The organism is Streptomyces pratensis (assembly GCF_016804005.1).
In the GTDB taxonomy this organism is placed as follows: Bacteria; Actinomycetota; Actinomycetes; order Streptomycetales; family Streptomycetaceae; genus Streptomyces; species Streptomyces pratensis_A.
Window position 1 is genome coordinate 7693147 of record NZ_CP051486.1, and the last position, 13274, is coordinate 7706420.

15 protein-coding genes are annotated in these 13274 nt (G+C 68.9%); 5 read left to right on the plus strand and 10 right to left on the minus strand.

Features of this window, described 5'->3' with window-relative positions:
* Positions 1 to 7 precede the first annotated feature (7 nt).
* Positions 8 to 463 carry an Lrp/AsnC family transcriptional regulator gene (locus HED23_RS32295; protein ID WP_073753401.1) on the minus strand — a complete coding sequence of 152 codons (456 nt, stop codon included), beginning with the start codon at positions 461 to 463 and terminating at the stop codon, positions 8 to 10.
* 121 nt (positions 464 to 584) lie between these two features.
* Between HED23_RS32295 and HED23_RS32300 the strand changes: the two genes are divergently transcribed.
* Complete coding sequence (locus HED23_RS32300; protein ID WP_203187785.1) at positions 585 to 734, plus strand: hypothetical protein; 150 nt, start codon at positions 585 to 587, stop codon at positions 732 to 734.
* A gap of 10 nt (positions 735 to 744) precedes the next feature.
* On the opposite strand, the gene HED23_RS32305 is transcribed toward HED23_RS32300, so the two are convergent.
* Positions 745 to 1410 (minus strand): UbiX family flavin prenyltransferase, encoded by a 666-nt coding sequence (locus HED23_RS32305; RefSeq protein ID WP_203187731.1) that lies wholly within the window; start codon positions 1408 to 1410, stop codon positions 745 to 747.
* Positions 1411 to 1523: 113 nt separating this feature from the next.
* Between HED23_RS32305 and HED23_RS32310 the strand changes: the two genes are divergently transcribed.
* The gene (locus tag HED23_RS32310; RefSeq protein ID WP_203186853.1) at positions 1524 to 2129 is read left to right on the plus strand and encodes a rhomboid family intramembrane serine protease; all 606 of its coding nucleotides are present in this window, start codon (positions 1524 to 1526) and stop codon (positions 2127 to 2129) included.
* A 3-nt stretch (positions 2130 to 2132) separates the two neighbouring features.
* Here HED23_RS32310 and mqnP read toward each other — a convergent pair whose 3' ends face one another.
* Complete coding sequence (gene mqnP / locus HED23_RS32315) at positions 2133 to 3038, minus strand: menaquinone biosynthesis prenyltransferase MqnP (protein WP_203186854.1); 906 nt, start codon at positions 3036 to 3038, stop codon at positions 2133 to 2135.
* The gene (locus HED23_RS32320; protein WP_203186855.1) at positions 3035 to 4492 is read right to left on the minus strand and encodes a menaquinone biosynthesis decarboxylase; all 1458 of its coding nucleotides are present in this window, start codon (positions 4490 to 4492) and stop codon (positions 3035 to 3037) included. Before HED23_RS32320 ends, mqnP begins: the two co-directional genes overlap by 4 nt.
* A gap of 89 nt (positions 4493 to 4581) precedes the next feature.
* Here HED23_RS32320 and HED23_RS32325 point away from each other — a divergent pair, with 89 nt between their 5' ends.
* Positions 4582 to 4986 (plus strand): PLD nuclease N-terminal domain-containing protein, encoded by a 405-nt coding sequence (locus HED23_RS32325; RefSeq protein ID WP_203186856.1) that lies wholly within the window; start codon positions 4582 to 4584, stop codon positions 4984 to 4986.
* Between the two features lie 23 nt (positions 4987 to 5009).
* On the opposite strand, the gene HED23_RS32330 is transcribed toward HED23_RS32325, so the two are convergent.
* Complete coding sequence (locus HED23_RS32330) at positions 5010 to 5447, minus strand: MarR family winged helix-turn-helix transcriptional regulator (RefSeq protein ID WP_203186857.1); 438 nt, start codon at positions 5445 to 5447, stop codon at positions 5010 to 5012.
* Between the two features lie 176 nt (positions 5448 to 5623).
* Here HED23_RS32330 and HED23_RS32335 point away from each other — a divergent pair, with 176 nt between their 5' ends.
* Both HED23_RS32335 and HED23_RS32340 read left to right on the plus strand, forming a co-directional pair.
* Positions 5624 to 6319, plus strand: a complete 696-nt coding sequence (locus tag HED23_RS32335; RefSeq protein ID WP_203186858.1) for a type 1 glutamine amidotransferase domain-containing protein — start codon at positions 5624 to 5626, stop codon at positions 6317 to 6319.
* The gene (locus HED23_RS32340; protein ID WP_203186859.1) at positions 6316 to 7641 is read left to right on the plus strand and encodes an aldehyde dehydrogenase family protein; all 1326 of its coding nucleotides are present in this window, start codon (positions 6316 to 6318) and stop codon (positions 7639 to 7641) included. Before HED23_RS32335 ends, HED23_RS32340 begins: the two co-directional genes overlap by 4 nt.
* Before the next feature lie 83 nt (positions 7642 to 7724).
* On the opposite strand, the gene ccsB is transcribed toward HED23_RS32340, so the two are convergent.
* The 5 genes from ccsB to HED23_RS32365 all read right to left on the minus strand — a co-directional run bounded on the left by ccsB (position 7725) and on the right by HED23_RS32365 (position 13225).
* Positions 7725 to 8807, minus strand: coding sequence for a c-type cytochrome biogenesis protein CcsB (gene ccsB / locus HED23_RS32345; RefSeq protein ID WP_203186860.1), 1083 nt, complete (start codon positions 8805 to 8807; stop codon positions 7725 to 7727).
* Complete coding sequence (resB, locus tag HED23_RS32350) at positions 8804 to 10522, minus strand: cytochrome c biogenesis protein ResB (RefSeq protein WP_203186861.1); 1719 nt, start codon at positions 10520 to 10522, stop codon at positions 8804 to 8806. Before resB ends, ccsB begins: the two co-directional genes overlap by 4 nt.
* Before the next feature lie 6 nt (positions 10523 to 10528).
* Positions 10529 to 11236 carry a cytochrome c biogenesis CcdA family protein gene (locus HED23_RS32355; protein ID WP_238442337.1) on the minus strand — a complete coding sequence of 236 codons (708 nt, stop codon included), beginning with the start codon at positions 11234 to 11236 and terminating at the stop codon, positions 10529 to 10531.
* A 62-nt stretch (positions 11237 to 11298) separates the two neighbouring features.
* Positions 11299 to 11904, minus strand: coding sequence for a TlpA family protein disulfide reductase (locus HED23_RS32360; RefSeq protein WP_203186863.1), 606 nt, complete (start codon positions 11902 to 11904; stop codon positions 11299 to 11301).
* Between the two features lie 67 nt (positions 11905 to 11971).
* On the minus strand, positions 11972 to 13225 hold the full coding sequence (locus tag HED23_RS32365) for a hypothetical protein (RefSeq protein ID WP_203186864.1): 1254 nt from the start codon (positions 13223 to 13225) through the stop codon (positions 11972 to 11974).
* Between the last annotated feature and the right edge of the window lie 49 nt (positions 13226 to 13274).

Sequence of the window (13274 nt, forward strand, 5' to 3'; positions counted from 1 at the left end):
CTCGGCGTCACGCCTCTTCGGGGAGTTCCCCGACCCGGTTCTCCCACTTGGTGGAGAGGACGACCGTCGTACGCGTCCGGGAGACGCCCTTCGTGCCGCTGAGCCTGCGGATCGTCTTCTCCAGCCCGTCCACGTCACCCACGCGCACCTTGAGCATGAACGAGTCGTCGCCCGCGATGAACCAGCAGTCCTCGATCTCGGCGAGGTCCTTCAGCCGGTGCGCGACGTCCTCGTGGTCGGCGGCGTCCGAGAGGGAGATCCCGATCAGCGCGGTGACGCCGAGTCCGAGCGAGGCGGCGTCGACGGTCGCGCGGTATCCGGTGATGACCCCGGCGGTTTCCAGCCGGTTGATGCGGTCGGTGACGCTGGGCCCGGAGAGCCCGACGAGCCGTCCCAGCTCGGCATACGAGGCCCTGCCGTTCTCTCTGAGGGCCTGGATGAGCTGCCTGTCCACCGCGTCCATATGACTGAAACCTTCCATTGTTCAGCAGTACCGCGAGTTTACGTGTAGAATCTAAGGCACAACAGGGTCAGACCCTGCAAATCTCTCTCATCATCCAAGAAAAGCTTTCGAATCTTCAGGAGTGACCTTCACCGTGTACTCGATCGAGATGGCCTACGCCCGGATGCGCGAGCTGCAGGACCTGGCCAACCGCTCGCGTGCCCACCAGCCCGCCGCCGCCCACCAGGTCGACCGCACGCGCGGCCCGCGCGTGAACAGGAAGAAGCGCTGACCCCTCCGGCTCATCCCCGGGAGGCGGCGCCGAGCTCCCCTTCCCACCTGCGGTACAGCTGGTGCGGCACCCCCGCCGCGTCCAGCACCCGCCCGGCGACGAAGTCCACCAGGTCCTGGATGTGCGTCGCCCCCGCGTAGAACGCCGGAGAGGCGGGCAGCACCACGGCGCCCGCCTCGTCGAGCGCGACCATCTGCTTCAGTGTCTGGCCGCTCAGCGGCGTCTCGCGCACGGCGACGACCAGTTTCCGCCGCTCCTTGAGCGTCACGCTCGCGGCCCGCTGCAGCAGATCCTTCGAGAGCCCGAGCGACACCCCGGCCACACACGCCGTCGACGCCGGGACGATGAGCATCCCCTTCGCCGGATAGGACCCCGACGACGGTCCGGCCGCCAGATCCCCGGCCGCCCAGTGCCGCACACCCCCGATGTCCGGCCGGAAGGTGTCCGGCTTCCCGTCCGCGCCCCGCGCCAGCCAGCTGCGCAGGTCCTCCTGCCAGTGGGCGTCACGGAAGGCGATCCCCGTCTCGTCCAGGAGTGTCAGCCGCGAGGCACGGCTGACCACCAGGTCGACACTCTCCCCGGCGGCCAGAAGGCCACGCAGCACCGAGGCCGCGAAGGGCGTGCCCGATGCGCCCGATACCCCGACAATCCAAGGCCTGCGCTGCTGTTGACTCATCGAAGTCCCGGCTCTCACACCGCCGAGCCTATCCGGCGCCCCCCTCCAGGAACCGAGCCAGGGGCTCCGGACGTTGCAGCAGATGAAGGAACAGCCACGGACAGGGGGTGACCATGACGGGCACACGCACCGGTGCCACCGCGCGGGCCGTCACGGCCGGCGCGGTCATGCTGGCCTGGGCAGCGCTGCTGTGGATCCTGGAAGGCATAGACGTGGTGACGGGCCACTCCCTCGACACCTACGGCGTCAGCCCTCGCGAGCCCGGCGAGCTCGCCGACATCGTGCCGTCCGCGTTTCTGCACAGCGGCTGGGAGCATGTGGCGTCCAACACCGTCCCGCTGCTCGTCCTCGGCTTCATCGCCGCGCTCGGCGGGATACGCAGGTTCGCCGCCGTGGTCCTCGTGGTGATCGTGACGGCCGGCCTCGGCGTCTGGCTCACCGCGCCGCCGAACACGGTGACGCTCGGCGCGTCCGGTGTGGTCTTCGGCCTCTTCGGCTACCTGCTGGTGCGCGGATTCGTGGACCGGCGCCCGCTGGACATCGTCGTCGGTGTGATCATCGCCGCGGTCTACGGCTCCCTGCTCTGGGGCGTGCTGCCGACCGACTCCGGCATCAGCTGGCAGGGCCACCTCTTCGGCCTCATAGGCGGGGTGGCGGCGGCGTTCGTCTTCCGCCGCCCCCGCCTCCCGCGGGAGCCCGAGGGCTACGTCACGGTCTGAGGGTCAGGGCGTGAGGCCCCGCACCAGCAGATCGAGCAGAGCACAGGCGAAGAGCGCTATGCCGATGAAGCCGTTGACCGAGAAGAAGGCCCGGTTCAGCCGGGACAGGTCGTGCGGCCGCACGACCCGGTGCTCGTACACGAAGGCCACGGCGACGATCACCATGCCGATCCAGTAGAAGATCTCCGCGTCCGTCGCCAGTCCGAACCACACCAGCAGCCCGGTCGTCACCACGTGACAGACCCGCGCGCCCCAGAGCGCGGCGGGGATGCCGAAGCGTGCGGGGAAGGAGAGCACTCCGTGGGCCCGGTCGGCCTGCACGTCCTGGCAGGCGAAGATCAGGTCGAAACCGCCGATCCAGATGCCGACGGCCAGGCCCAGGATGACCGCGTCCCAGGACCAGCTCCCGGTCACCGCCAGCCAGGCGCCGATCGGCCCGATGGCCTGGGCGAGGCCCAGGATCGCATGCGGGAAGTTCGTGAACCGCTTGCCGTACGGGTAGACGACCATCGGCACGACGGCGACCGGCGCCAGTATCAGGCAGAGGGGGTTCAGCAGGGCTGCGGCACCCAGGAAGAGGGCGAGGGCCACGATCGCGCCGGTCCACGCGGACTTCACGGTGACCGCGCCCGTCACGAGCTCCCGGCCCTCCGTGCGCGGGTTACGGGCGTCGATCTCGCGGTCGATGATCCGGTTGGCGGCCATCGCGAAGGTCCGCAGCCCGACCATCGCGATGGTCACCAGCAGCAGCGTGCCCCAGTGGAACGTTCCGTCGAGCTGGAACATCGCGGTCAGCGAGGCGATGTACGCGAAGGGGAGCGCGAAGACCGAGTGCTCGATCATCACCAGCCGCAGGAACGCCCGGGGCTTGCTGCGAGGCTGCGGCACCGCAGCGGCGGAGGCACTCACAGGCCGTACTCCTTCCACCGGCGGTCGACCTTCGACGCCGTGTCCGGATCGGACTCGACCATCTCCGGCCAGCCGCCGTCCCGGGTGTACCCCTCCTCGGGCAGCTTCCGCGTCGCGTCGATCCCGGCCTTGCCGCCCCAGAACTGCTGGTAGGAGGCATGGTCGAGATGGTCGACCGGGCCCTCGGTGAGCAGCAGGTCACGGGCGTAGTCGGTGTTGCCGAGCGCCCGCCAGGCCACCTCGTGGAGGTCGTGGACGTCGCAGTCGGCGTCCACGACGACGATCAGCTTGGTCAGCGACATCATGTGCGCCCCCCAGATGGCGCTCATCACCTTCTGGGCGTGCTTGGGGTACTTCTTGTCGATCGACACGATCGCACAGTTGTGGAAGCCGCCCGCCTCCGGCAGGTGGTAGTCCACGATGTCCGGGATGATGATCTTGAGCAGTGGCAGGAAGAACCGCTCGGTGGCACGCCCCAGCGGGCCGTCCTCGGTGGGCGGCCGCCCCACGACGATCGACTGCAGCAGCGGACGCTTCCGCATCGTCACGCAGTCGATCTTCAGAGCGGGGAACGGTTCCTGCGGGGTGTAGAAGCCGGTGTGGTCGCCGAAGGGGCCCTCGGGCAGCATCTCGCCCGGCTCCAGCCACCCCTCGATGACGACCTCCGCCTGCGCCGGGACCTGGAGCGGAACGGTCTTGCAGTCGACCATCTCGATCCGCTTGCCCTGTACGAAGCCGGCGAAGAGGTACTCGTCGATGTCACCGGGCAGTGGTGCCGTGGAGGCGTAGGTGACCGCGGGCGGCGCCCCGAAGGCGATGGCGACGGGCAGCTTCTCCCCGCGCCTGGCCGCGACCTGGTAGTGGTTGCGGCTGTCCTTGTGGATCTGCCAGTGCATCCCGATGGTGCGCTTGTCGTGGCGCTGGAGCCGGTAGAGCCCGAGGTTGCGGATCCCCGTCTCCGGGTCCTTGGTGTGCGTGAGGCCCAGGTTGAAGAAGGAGCCGCCGTCCCCGGGCCAGGTGAAGAGTGCGGGCAGCTGGTCGAGGTCCACGTCGTCGCCGGTCAGGACGACTTCCTGGACGGGGGCGCTGTCGGACTTGACCTTCTTCGGTGGCAGGTGGGTCACCGAGCCGAGCTTGCCGAACGCCTCGCGGATCCCGACGAATCCCTGTGGCAGTTCGGGCTTGAGGAGGCCGCCGATCTTGTCGCTGATCTCGGCGTAGGACTTCAGTCCGAGTGCCTTGAGAAGCCGCCTGTCCGTCCCGAAGACGTTCATGGCCAGGGGCATGGACGCCCCCTTGACGTTCTCGAAGAGCAGCGCGGGGCCGCCCGCCTTGTTCACCCGGTCGACGATCTCGCCGACCTCCAGATACGGGTCGACCTCGGCCTTGATGCGCTTGAGATCGCCCTCGCGCTCCAGAGCTCGGAGCAGGGAGCGAAGATCGTCGTAAGCCATAAGGCCCAGTATCGGACACCCGATACCCTGGGCCCGTCACCGGGGGCGGTCCGTGCGCCTCCTCACCTCACCTCGGGGGATCTTGCACGATGCTCAGGGCCCTGATCATTCTTCTGCCGCTGGCACTGACGATCTACGCGTTCATCGACTGCCTGAACACCCCGGAGGACGAGGCGAAGCACCTGCCGAAGGTTGCCTGGGTCTTCATCATCCTGCTGTTCTGGGTCGTCGGGCCGGTCGTCTGGCTGGCCGCGGGCAAAGCCCGCCGCGCACACTCCGGGGGCCGTACGCCCTCGGAGTGGCGCCGCGGGCAACGCACCACATGGGTGGCGCCCGACGACAACCCGGACTTCCTGAAGTCGCTGAAGGAAGAGAACGTGAAGGACGAGTCGCTCCAGGACCGCGAGGCGGAGCTGCGCCGCCGCGAGGAGGAGACGAAGCGCCGGGAGAGCGGCGCCGGACCTGACGACTCGGCTCCGCCGGCCGCCTCCTGACGTCCGAGGTCAGCGGTCCCGGTTCATGAGAGCAGCCGCCCCAGCCGTTCGAGCAGGGGCAGCAGGGCCGTGCGCTCCTCGGGGGTGAGTGCCTCCAGGGCGCCGTGCACCACGCGCATCTCGGCCCTGATGCGTTGCGCCAGCTCGGCGCCTTCCGCTGTGCGGGATGCCACCTTGGAGCGGCGGTCGCCGGGCGCGGGGGTGCGCGTCACAAGCCCGCGGGCTTCCATGCGGCCGATGAGCCCGGTGGCGTTGGACGCGTCGCACACCAGATGACTGGCCAGCGCGCTCATGGGCATGGGCTGGTTGAGGGCGATCAGCGCCCGGGCCTGCGAGGGGCTGAGCCCGTGGCGGCCCGCGACGGCGGTGAGGTCGTCGTGGTGGCCTCGGACGACGACGGCGAGGGGTTCCAGCAGTTCGTCCGGAGTAGGGACGGCGCGGGGTGCCGGTTCCGTCGTCATGGTCGGTCATCCTTCGATCGGTACGCGCGGTCCGGAGGCCCGGACTCTGTCCGCCACGCACCCGCATTCATTTGACATGCTCAACTTTGACCCGTTACATGAAGGGTATTGCTTGAGCATATCAATCTTCATGTTCACGAGTCTCACGTCTCGCGTCTCGTAGGGAGCAGCCCCTCATGCCCTCCGTACTCTTCGTCATCACCGGTGCCGACCACTGGACCCTCAACGACGGCACCACCCACCCCACCGGCTTCTGGGCCGAGGAACTCGCCGCACCGCACCGTGTCTTCACCCAGGCGGGCTTCGACATCACGATCGCCACCCCCGGCGGCGTCGCCCCCACCGTGGACACCGCCAGCCTCGCCGCGGAGGCCAACGGGGGCCAGGAGCAGGCCGACGCGGTCGCCTCCTACCTCGCCTCGATCGACGAGACGATCCGCATTCCCGCCCGGCTCGAGGACATCGTGCCCACGTCGTACGACATCGTCTTCTACCCCGGTGGCCACGGCCCCATGGAGGACCTGGCCGTCAGCGCGGTGTCCGGCCGGCTGCTCACCTCGGCCCTGGACTCCGGCACCCATGTCGCCGTGCTGTGCCACGCGCCCGCCGCGCTGCTGCCCGCCCGCCGCGAGGACGGCAGCTGGCCGTTCGCCGGCTATCGCATGACCGGCTTCAGCAACACCGAGGAGACCCAGGCGGGCTTCGCGGCCAAGGCGCCCTGGCTGCTGGAGAACCGTCTCGTCGAGCTGGGTGCCGACTACGCCGCCGCCGAGCCGTGGGCGGTGCACACCGTGCACGACCGCAATCTGCACACAGGCCAGAACCCGGCCTCCTCCGAGCAGCTGGCCCGCGAGATCGTGGCGGCCCTGTGAGCGCCGCCGGGACCGTGCGGGAAGCCCCGGCCGACGTCGTCGCCCGGCTCCGCAAGACCTTCCGTACCGGCCGCACCAGGGACCTCGGCTGGCGCACCGCCCAGCTGACGCGGCTGCGCGCCCTGCTCACCGAGCGCGGCGACGAGCTGGCCGAGGCGCTCCGTGCCGACCTCGGCAAGAGCCGCAAGGAGGCCTACCGGACCGAGATCGACTTCACGGTCCGCGAGATCGACCACACCCTGGAGCGTCTGGAGGCGTGGCTGGAGCCCGAGTCCGCCCCCGTGCCGGCGGTCCTCGAAGGCGCCACCGCCCACACCGTTCAGGACCCGCTCGGGGTCGTCCTCGTCATCGCTCCGTGGAACTACCCGGTGCAGCTGCTGCTGGCGCCCGTCGTGGGGACGCTGGCCGCGGGCAACGCGGTCGTCGCCAAGCCCAGCGAGCTGGCGCCCGCGACGTCCGCCGCCGTCGCCCGGCTGCTGCCGCGGTATCTGGACACGGACGCGGTCGCCGTGGTGGAGGGCGCCGTGCCGGAGACCACCGCGCTGCTCGCCGAGCGCTTCGACCACATCTTCTACACCGGCAACGGCACGGTCGGCCGGATCGTGATGGCCGCCGCGGCGAAGCACCTCACCCCGGTGACGCTCGAACTGGGCGGCAAGTCGCCCACGTTCGTGGACCGGGGCACGGACCTGAAGACGGTGGCCGCCCGGCTGGCCTCCGGGAAGTTCCTCAACGCCGGCCAGACGTGCGTCGCGCCCGACTACGTCCTGACCGACCCGGAGACCGCGCCGGCTCTGGCGGACGCCCTCGCGGCGGCGGTCGAGGGGCTGTTCGGGCAGGACGCCTCCACCAGCCCCGAGTACGGCAGGATCGTGAACGAGCGCCACTTCGACCGGCTGGTGGGCCTCCTGGAGTCCGGCCGTACGGTCACCGGCGGCGCCCATGACCGGGACGAGAAGTACATCGCTCCGACGGTACTCGCCGATGTCGACCCGGACTCCCCCGTGATGCGGGAGGAGATCTTCGGCCCGGTCCTGCCGATCATCACCGTGGACGGGCTCGACGAGGCCATCGGCTTCATCAACGACCGTGACAAGCCACTGGCCCTGTACGCCTTCACCCACGACCCCGCCGTACGGGAGCGGCTGCTGGCCGAGACCTCCTCGGGCGGGGTCGGCATCGGCCTGCCGCTGGCCCACCTGACCGTGTCGGATCTGCCGTTCGGCGGGGTCGGCGAGAGCGGCATGGGCAACTACCACGGCCGGTACTCCCTGGAGACGTTCAGTCACCGCAAGGCGGTCCTGGACACCCCGCTCGGCTGAGACCGCGTACGAGCTGAGACCGCATACGACGGGAGGGCGCGACCACTCATGGTCGCGCCCTCCCGTCGTGTCCGGTGTGCCGGTCAGACTCCCGCGTAGGAGTGCTTGCCGGTCACGAAGATGTTCACGCCGTAGTAGTTGAAGAGCCAGCAGCCGAAGGCGATCAGCGCCAGGTAGGCGGCCTTGCGGCCCTTCCAGCCCGCCGTGGCGCGGGCGTGCAGGTAACAGGCGTACGCGACCCAGGTGATGAAGGACCAGACCTCCTTGGGGTCCCAGCCCCAGTAGCGGCCCCAGGCGTCGCCCGCCCAGATCGCGCCCGCGATGATCGTGAACGTCCACAGCGGGAAGACGGCGGCGTTGATGCGGTAGGAGAAGGTGTCCAGGGTCTTGGCGGCAGGCAGCCGCTCCAGGACGGAGGTCGCGAACTTCCCGGGTGTGCCGCCGTCGGCCAGCTTGTTCTCGTAGCTGTCGCGGAACAGGTAGAGCAGGGTGCCGACGGCACCGAGGTAGAAGACGGCGCCGCAGATGATGGCGGTGGAGACGTGGATCCACAGCCAGTAGGAGTGCAGCGCCGGGACCAGCTGGTCGCTGTCGGTGTAGAGCGTGGTGGTCGCGATGCCGAGGTCCAGCAGGACCGTGGTGACCAGCATCAGGCCGATCCAGCGGACGTTCTTCCGCAGCGCCAGAAGGACCAGGTAGGCGCCGACCGCCACGGTGGAGAAGGTGATCGAGAACTCGTACATGTTGCCCCAGGGGGCACGCTGCACCGACAGGGCGCGCGCGACGACTCCGCCCGCTTGGACGGCGAAGGCGACGACGGTCAGGGAGACCGCGATCCGCCCCCACAGGTCACCCTTGAGGGTGCCGCCAGCGGCGCCGGGGCCGTCCGGGACGTCACGGGTGCCTGCCGCGGAACGCGTGACGACCTTGGGGCGCTCCAGCACGGCGGTGCCGCCCTGCTGTGCGACCTGCACCTTCACCGTGGAACCGCTGGTGGCCGAGTCCTTCTTGAGCGCGGCGGCCGTGCGGCCGACCTTGCTGCGGCTGCCGAGCACCCACTCCGCGATGTGCGCGAAGAAGGCCAGGGTGTAGACGGCCATCGCGGAATAGATCAGCGTGTTGCTGATATTCGCGAGGTTCTCGTTGGTTGCGGCGGCGAGATTCACTTCTCAGCCCCTTCGGAAGGTTCTTCGGCAGGTTGTCCGGGCTCGGTCTCGGTCTCGGGCGCGGGGTCGGGGTCGGGTTCCGGTGCGGTCGGCGCCACGGTGTGGACCGCGACCGCGAGGTCGGCCAGCTCCTCGGGAAGCTTCGCGGACTCGCTGCGGCCCAGGCCCGCCATCTCGACGACGGTGACGCCGTCCGTTCCCCGCACGGTCCGCACCCACACCCGGCGGCGCTGGATGAAGAGCGAGCCGGCGAGCCCGGCGATGGCGGCGACGGCCCCGGTGAGCGCCCAGCCGCTGGCGGGCTGGCGCGTGATCTGGAAGCTGGCCCATTCCTCGACGCTCTCGAAGGTGATCGAGCCCGCGCCGTCGGGCAGCTTCATGGTCTCGCCGGGGCGCAGCCGCTTCTTGAGCTGGTCCCCGTTGCTGTCCTTGAATTCCTTCATCTTGGACGTGTCGAGCTGGTACACGTTCTGCGGCAGCCCGGAGTCGACGCCCAGGCTGCCGTGGTAGCCGTTGAGCGCGAGGACCGGGTAGTCGAGACCGGGGTACTGCGAGAACATCGTGCCCTGGCCGTCACCGGCGAACGTCGGGACGAAGAAGGCCTGGAAGCCCAGCTGGCTCTTCCGGCCGTCCTTGTCCTTGTAGCCGTCCATCACCTTGATCGCACCGGTCGAGGTGACGTTGTTGTCGATGGGCAGCAGGGGCACGGCGTTCCTGTAGACCTCCTTGCCCCTCCCGTCCTTGACCGAGATGACCGGGGCGTAGCCGTGCGCGTTGAGGTAGACCTTCGTACCGTCGACGTCGAGCGGCTTGTTGACCTCGATGACCTTCTTCTTCGGCTCCCCGTCCGCGCCCTCGGCGTACGTCACCCTGGCCTCGTAGGTCCGGGGCGTGCCGCGCTGGGGGCCGTTGCGCTCGTACGTACCGACGAACTCGTGCAGGTCGAAGCTGAAGGGGGCCAGGTCGTCCTTGTCGAAGAGCGAGCCGGACTTGAAGTCGTCGTACTGGGTGATCGTGTTGGCGAAACCGTCGCCCTCGACGATGAGCTTGCCGCCCTCCGACTTGAAGAGCTGCCCACCGGCGAACGCGACCAGCATGACGATCAGCGCGATGTGGAACAGCAGGTTCCCCGTCTCGCGGAGATAGCCCTTCTCGGCGGAAACGGCGTCGCCCACGACGTGCGAGCGGAAGCGCCGCTTGCGCAGGACGCCGAGGGCGGCCTCGCGGACCAGCTCGGGCTCGGCGTCCGTGCGCCAGGTGGTGTACGCCGGCAGCCGGGTCAGCTTCTTGGGGGCGCCCGGCGGACGGCTGCGCAGCTGGCTGATGAACTGGCCGGTGCGCGGGACGATGCAGCCGATCAGTGAGACGAACAGCAGGATGTAGATCGCGGAGAACCACACCGAGCTGTAGACGTCGAAGAGCTGCAGCTTCTCGTAGACCGGGGTGACGGTGGTGTGGGCTTCCTTGAAGGTCTGCACCTTCAGTTCGTCCACGCTGTTCTGCGGGATCAGCGAGCCCGGGATGGCACCGAGCGACAGCAGGAAGAGCAGGATCAGCGCGACCCGCATCGAGGTGAGCTGCCGCCAGAACCAGCGGGCCCACCCGATGACGCCCATGGCGGGCACGGAGGTGACGGACTCCTCGCGCGGGGCGGTGGAGAGCTGCTCCCCGGCCTGACCGAGGTCGCGCTCGTCCGTGGTGTTCGTGTTGCTCATGAAAACTCAGATCCCCACAGTGAAGCCGTTGGACCAGACCTGCATCTCCTGGATGAGCACGTCCCAGACACCCGTCAACAGGAGTATCCCGGTCACGATCATCATGCCGCCGCCGATCCGCATGACCCACGCGTAATGGCGCTTGACCCAGCCGAACGCGCCGAGTGCCCTGCGGAAGGCGATCGCCGCCAGGACGAAGGGGACGCCGAGCCCGAGACAGTACGCCACGGACAGGATCGCCCCGCGGCCCGCGGTCGCCTGGTCGAACGCGAGCGCGTTGACGGAGGCGAGCGTCGGGCCGAGACACGGGGTCCAACCGACCCCGAAGAGGGCGCCGAGCAGCGGTGCGCCCGCGAGCCCCGTCACCGGCCTCTTGTGGATGCGGAATTCGCGCTGCGTCATCCAGGGCATGAGGCCCATGAAGAAGATCCCCAGGAGGATCATCAGCACGCCGAGGACCCTGGAGAGCGTCCCGCTGTACTCCTGGAGGGTCTGTCCGAAGAAGCCGAACAGGGCGCCGCCCGACACGAAGACGACGGTGAAGCCGAGGACGAAGAGCGAGGCCCCCGCGACGGTCCTGCCCCGCCGGCTCTCCGCCAGGTCGGTGCCGCTGACCCCGGTGACGTAGCTGAGGTAGCCGGGCACCAGCGGCAGGACGCACGGCGAGAAGAAGGAGACGAGACCGCCGAGCAGGGCGATGGGCAACGCCAGCATGAGCGCCCCGCTGAAGACCGTCTCGTTGCCGCCGGTGACCACGGCAAGCTCGAACACCGGGGTCACTTCTCCGCGATCAGCGGGTCGATCATCTTGCGCAGCTTCTCCGCGTCGAGGGCGGCGAGCGTGCGGGCGGCGAGCTTCCCGTCCCGGTCGATGACCACGGTCGACGGGATGGCCTGGGGGTTCAGCGTGCCCTTCGGGAAGCGGAGGAGCAGCTTCCCGGCCGGGTCGTAGATGCTCGGGTAGGTGACCCCGAAGTCCTCCTCGAAGTTGACCGCGAGGCTCTTCTGGGGGTCCCTGGTGTTGATCCCGACGAACTGGACGCCCTGGTCCCCGGTCTCCTGCGACACCTTCTGGAAGTGCTTGGCCTCGGCACGGCAGGGGCCGCACCACGATCCCCAGAAGTTCAGGACGACGACCTTGCCCTTGTAGTCGGTGACGTCGAGCGCCTTGCCGTCCAGGGTCGTGCCGTCGAGCTTCGGAGCGTCGGTGCGTTCGCCCTTGGCCACGGTGGAGACTCCCCCGCTGCCGGTGACGAAGTTGGTGTTGCCGCCGCCGCCCGCCTCGGTGCCGTCACCACTGCACGCGGACAGGGTCAGTGCACCGGCCACCGCGGTGGCGGCGAGCAGGGTGGAGCGGCGTCGGAGTGCGCGGCCAGAGCTCATGTGAAAAGTTTCGCATGGCAGTTCCGGGGATCTTGGGCACCCCCCTCGGTGCCCGTAAAGCCCCTTGTCAGGCCTGTTTAAAGAAGGTGCTCCAGCCGCCGTCGGGAGACTGTCCCACCTGGAGCGTACGAAGCTTCGCGAGGACCGCCGGGTCCTGTACGTCGAGCCAGTCGGCGAACTGCCGGAATGAGACGAGGCGCACATCGGGCTTGCCCGCGATGTGTTTGAGCGCGTCCTCCACGGCGTCCATATAGATGCCGCCGTTCCACTCCTCGAAGTGGTTGCCGATGTAGAAGGGCGCGCGGTTCGTCTCGTAGGCGCGGTCGAATCCGGCGACATACGCCCCGGCGGCCTGCGTACGCCATCCGGGAAAGCGCGACGGCATGCCGTTGGTCGAATTCTTCGACTGGTTGGCGAGGATGTTGTAGTCCATGGACAGGACTTCGAAGGTGTGGCCCGGGAACGGAATGCCCTGCAGCGGAAGATCCCAGATGCCCTGGCGCTTCTCGGGCCACATCTGTGTGCCGCCGGGCGAGCTCGCGTCGTAGCGCCAGCCGAGCTGCTTCGCGGTCGGGAGGAGGTTCTCCTGGCCGAGCAGGCAGGGTGTGCGGCCCCCGACGAGTTCTTTCCGGTAGTCGAAGGGCAGCGGGTCGAGATCCGTCCAGCCGGTGTTCGTCCGCCATTCGGTGACGAACGAGACCGCCTGGTCGATCTCGCTCCGCCATTGCGCGGGCGACCAGTCGCCGACCGACCCGGAGCCGCCGCAGAAATGCCCGTTGAAATGGGTTCCGATCTCGTGCCCGTCGAGCCAGGCCTGACGGACGTACTTCAGGGTCTGCTTGACGTGGTCATCGGTGAGATAGCCGATGTCGGAGGCGCCCCGGGGGTTGTTGGGCGGGCGGTAGAGGGACTTCTTCGACTCGGGCAGCACATAGAGCCCGGAGAGGAAGAAGGTCATCGCCGCGTCGTGTTCCCGGGCGAGTTCGAGAAAGCGCGGGAAGAGCCCGTTGCCGACCTCTCCCGCCCCGTCCCAGGAAAAGATCACGAACTGCGGCGGCGTCTGGCCGGGCTCCAGTCGAACGGGGGCGGCGGGCTGATTCGGCTGCTTTCCGGTGTCCGCCGTCGAACCGTCACCGATCAGCCGGACCTGTTTCTCCGGACCTCCGCCGTTCCCGTGCGTTCCCTCACCACCCCGGGAGCCCTTCTCGGGGTCCGGCCCACCGCTGTCCGAAGAGCCGAGGGAACCGCAGCCGGTCATCGACAGTGCGGCTGCGGCTCCTAGTCCGGCCCCGAGCAGTCCCCTTCGCTTGATTTCACGCATAGCGTCCCCATCTACGGTCGTATTACCTCAAGGCCATACAAACTGGCGA

Bases quoted from the DNA above. Each gene is read 5' to 3' on its own strand.
- HED23_RS32365 (WP_203186864.1), bottom strand. From the start codon at position 13,225: ATGCGTGAAATCAAGCGAAGGGGACTGCTCGGGGCCGGACTAGGAGCC.
- resB (WP_203186861.1), bottom strand. From the start codon at position 10,522: ATGAGCAACACGAACACCACGGACGAGCGCGACCTCGGTCAGGCCGGG.
- HED23_RS32335 (WP_203186858.1), top strand. From the start codon at position 5,624: ATGCCCTCCGTACTCTTCGTCATCACCGGTGCCGACCACTGGACCCTC.
- HED23_RS32360 (WP_203186863.1), bottom strand. From the start codon at position 11,904: ATGAGCTCTGGCCGCGCACTCCGACGCCGCTCCACCCTGCTCGCCGCC.
- HED23_RS32330 (WP_203186857.1), bottom strand. From the start codon at position 5,447: ATGACGACGGAACCGGCACCCCGCGCCGTCCCTACTCCGGACGAACTG.
- HED23_RS32305 (WP_203187731.1), bottom strand. From the start codon at position 1,410: ATGAGTCAACAGCAGCGCAGGCCTTGGATTGTCGGGGTATCGGGCGCA.
- HED23_RS32310 (WP_203186853.1), top strand. From the start codon at position 1,524: ATGACGGGCACACGCACCGGTGCCACCGCGCGGGCCGTCACGGCCGGC.
- HED23_RS32325 (WP_203186856.1), top strand. From the start codon at position 4,582: ATGCTCAGGGCCCTGATCATTCTTCTGCCGCTGGCACTGACGATCTAC.
- HED23_RS32295 (WP_073753401.1), bottom strand. From the start codon at position 463: ATGGACGCGGTGGACAGGCAGCTCATCCAGGCCCTCAGAGAGAACGGC.
- HED23_RS32355 (WP_238442337.1), bottom strand. From the start codon at position 11,236: ATGCTGGCGTTGCCCATCGCCCTGCTCGGCGGTCTCGTCTCCTTCTTC.
- HED23_RS32320 (WP_203186855.1), bottom strand. From the start codon at position 4,492: ATGGCTTACGACGATCTTCGCTCCCTGCTCCGAGCTCTGGAGCGCGAG.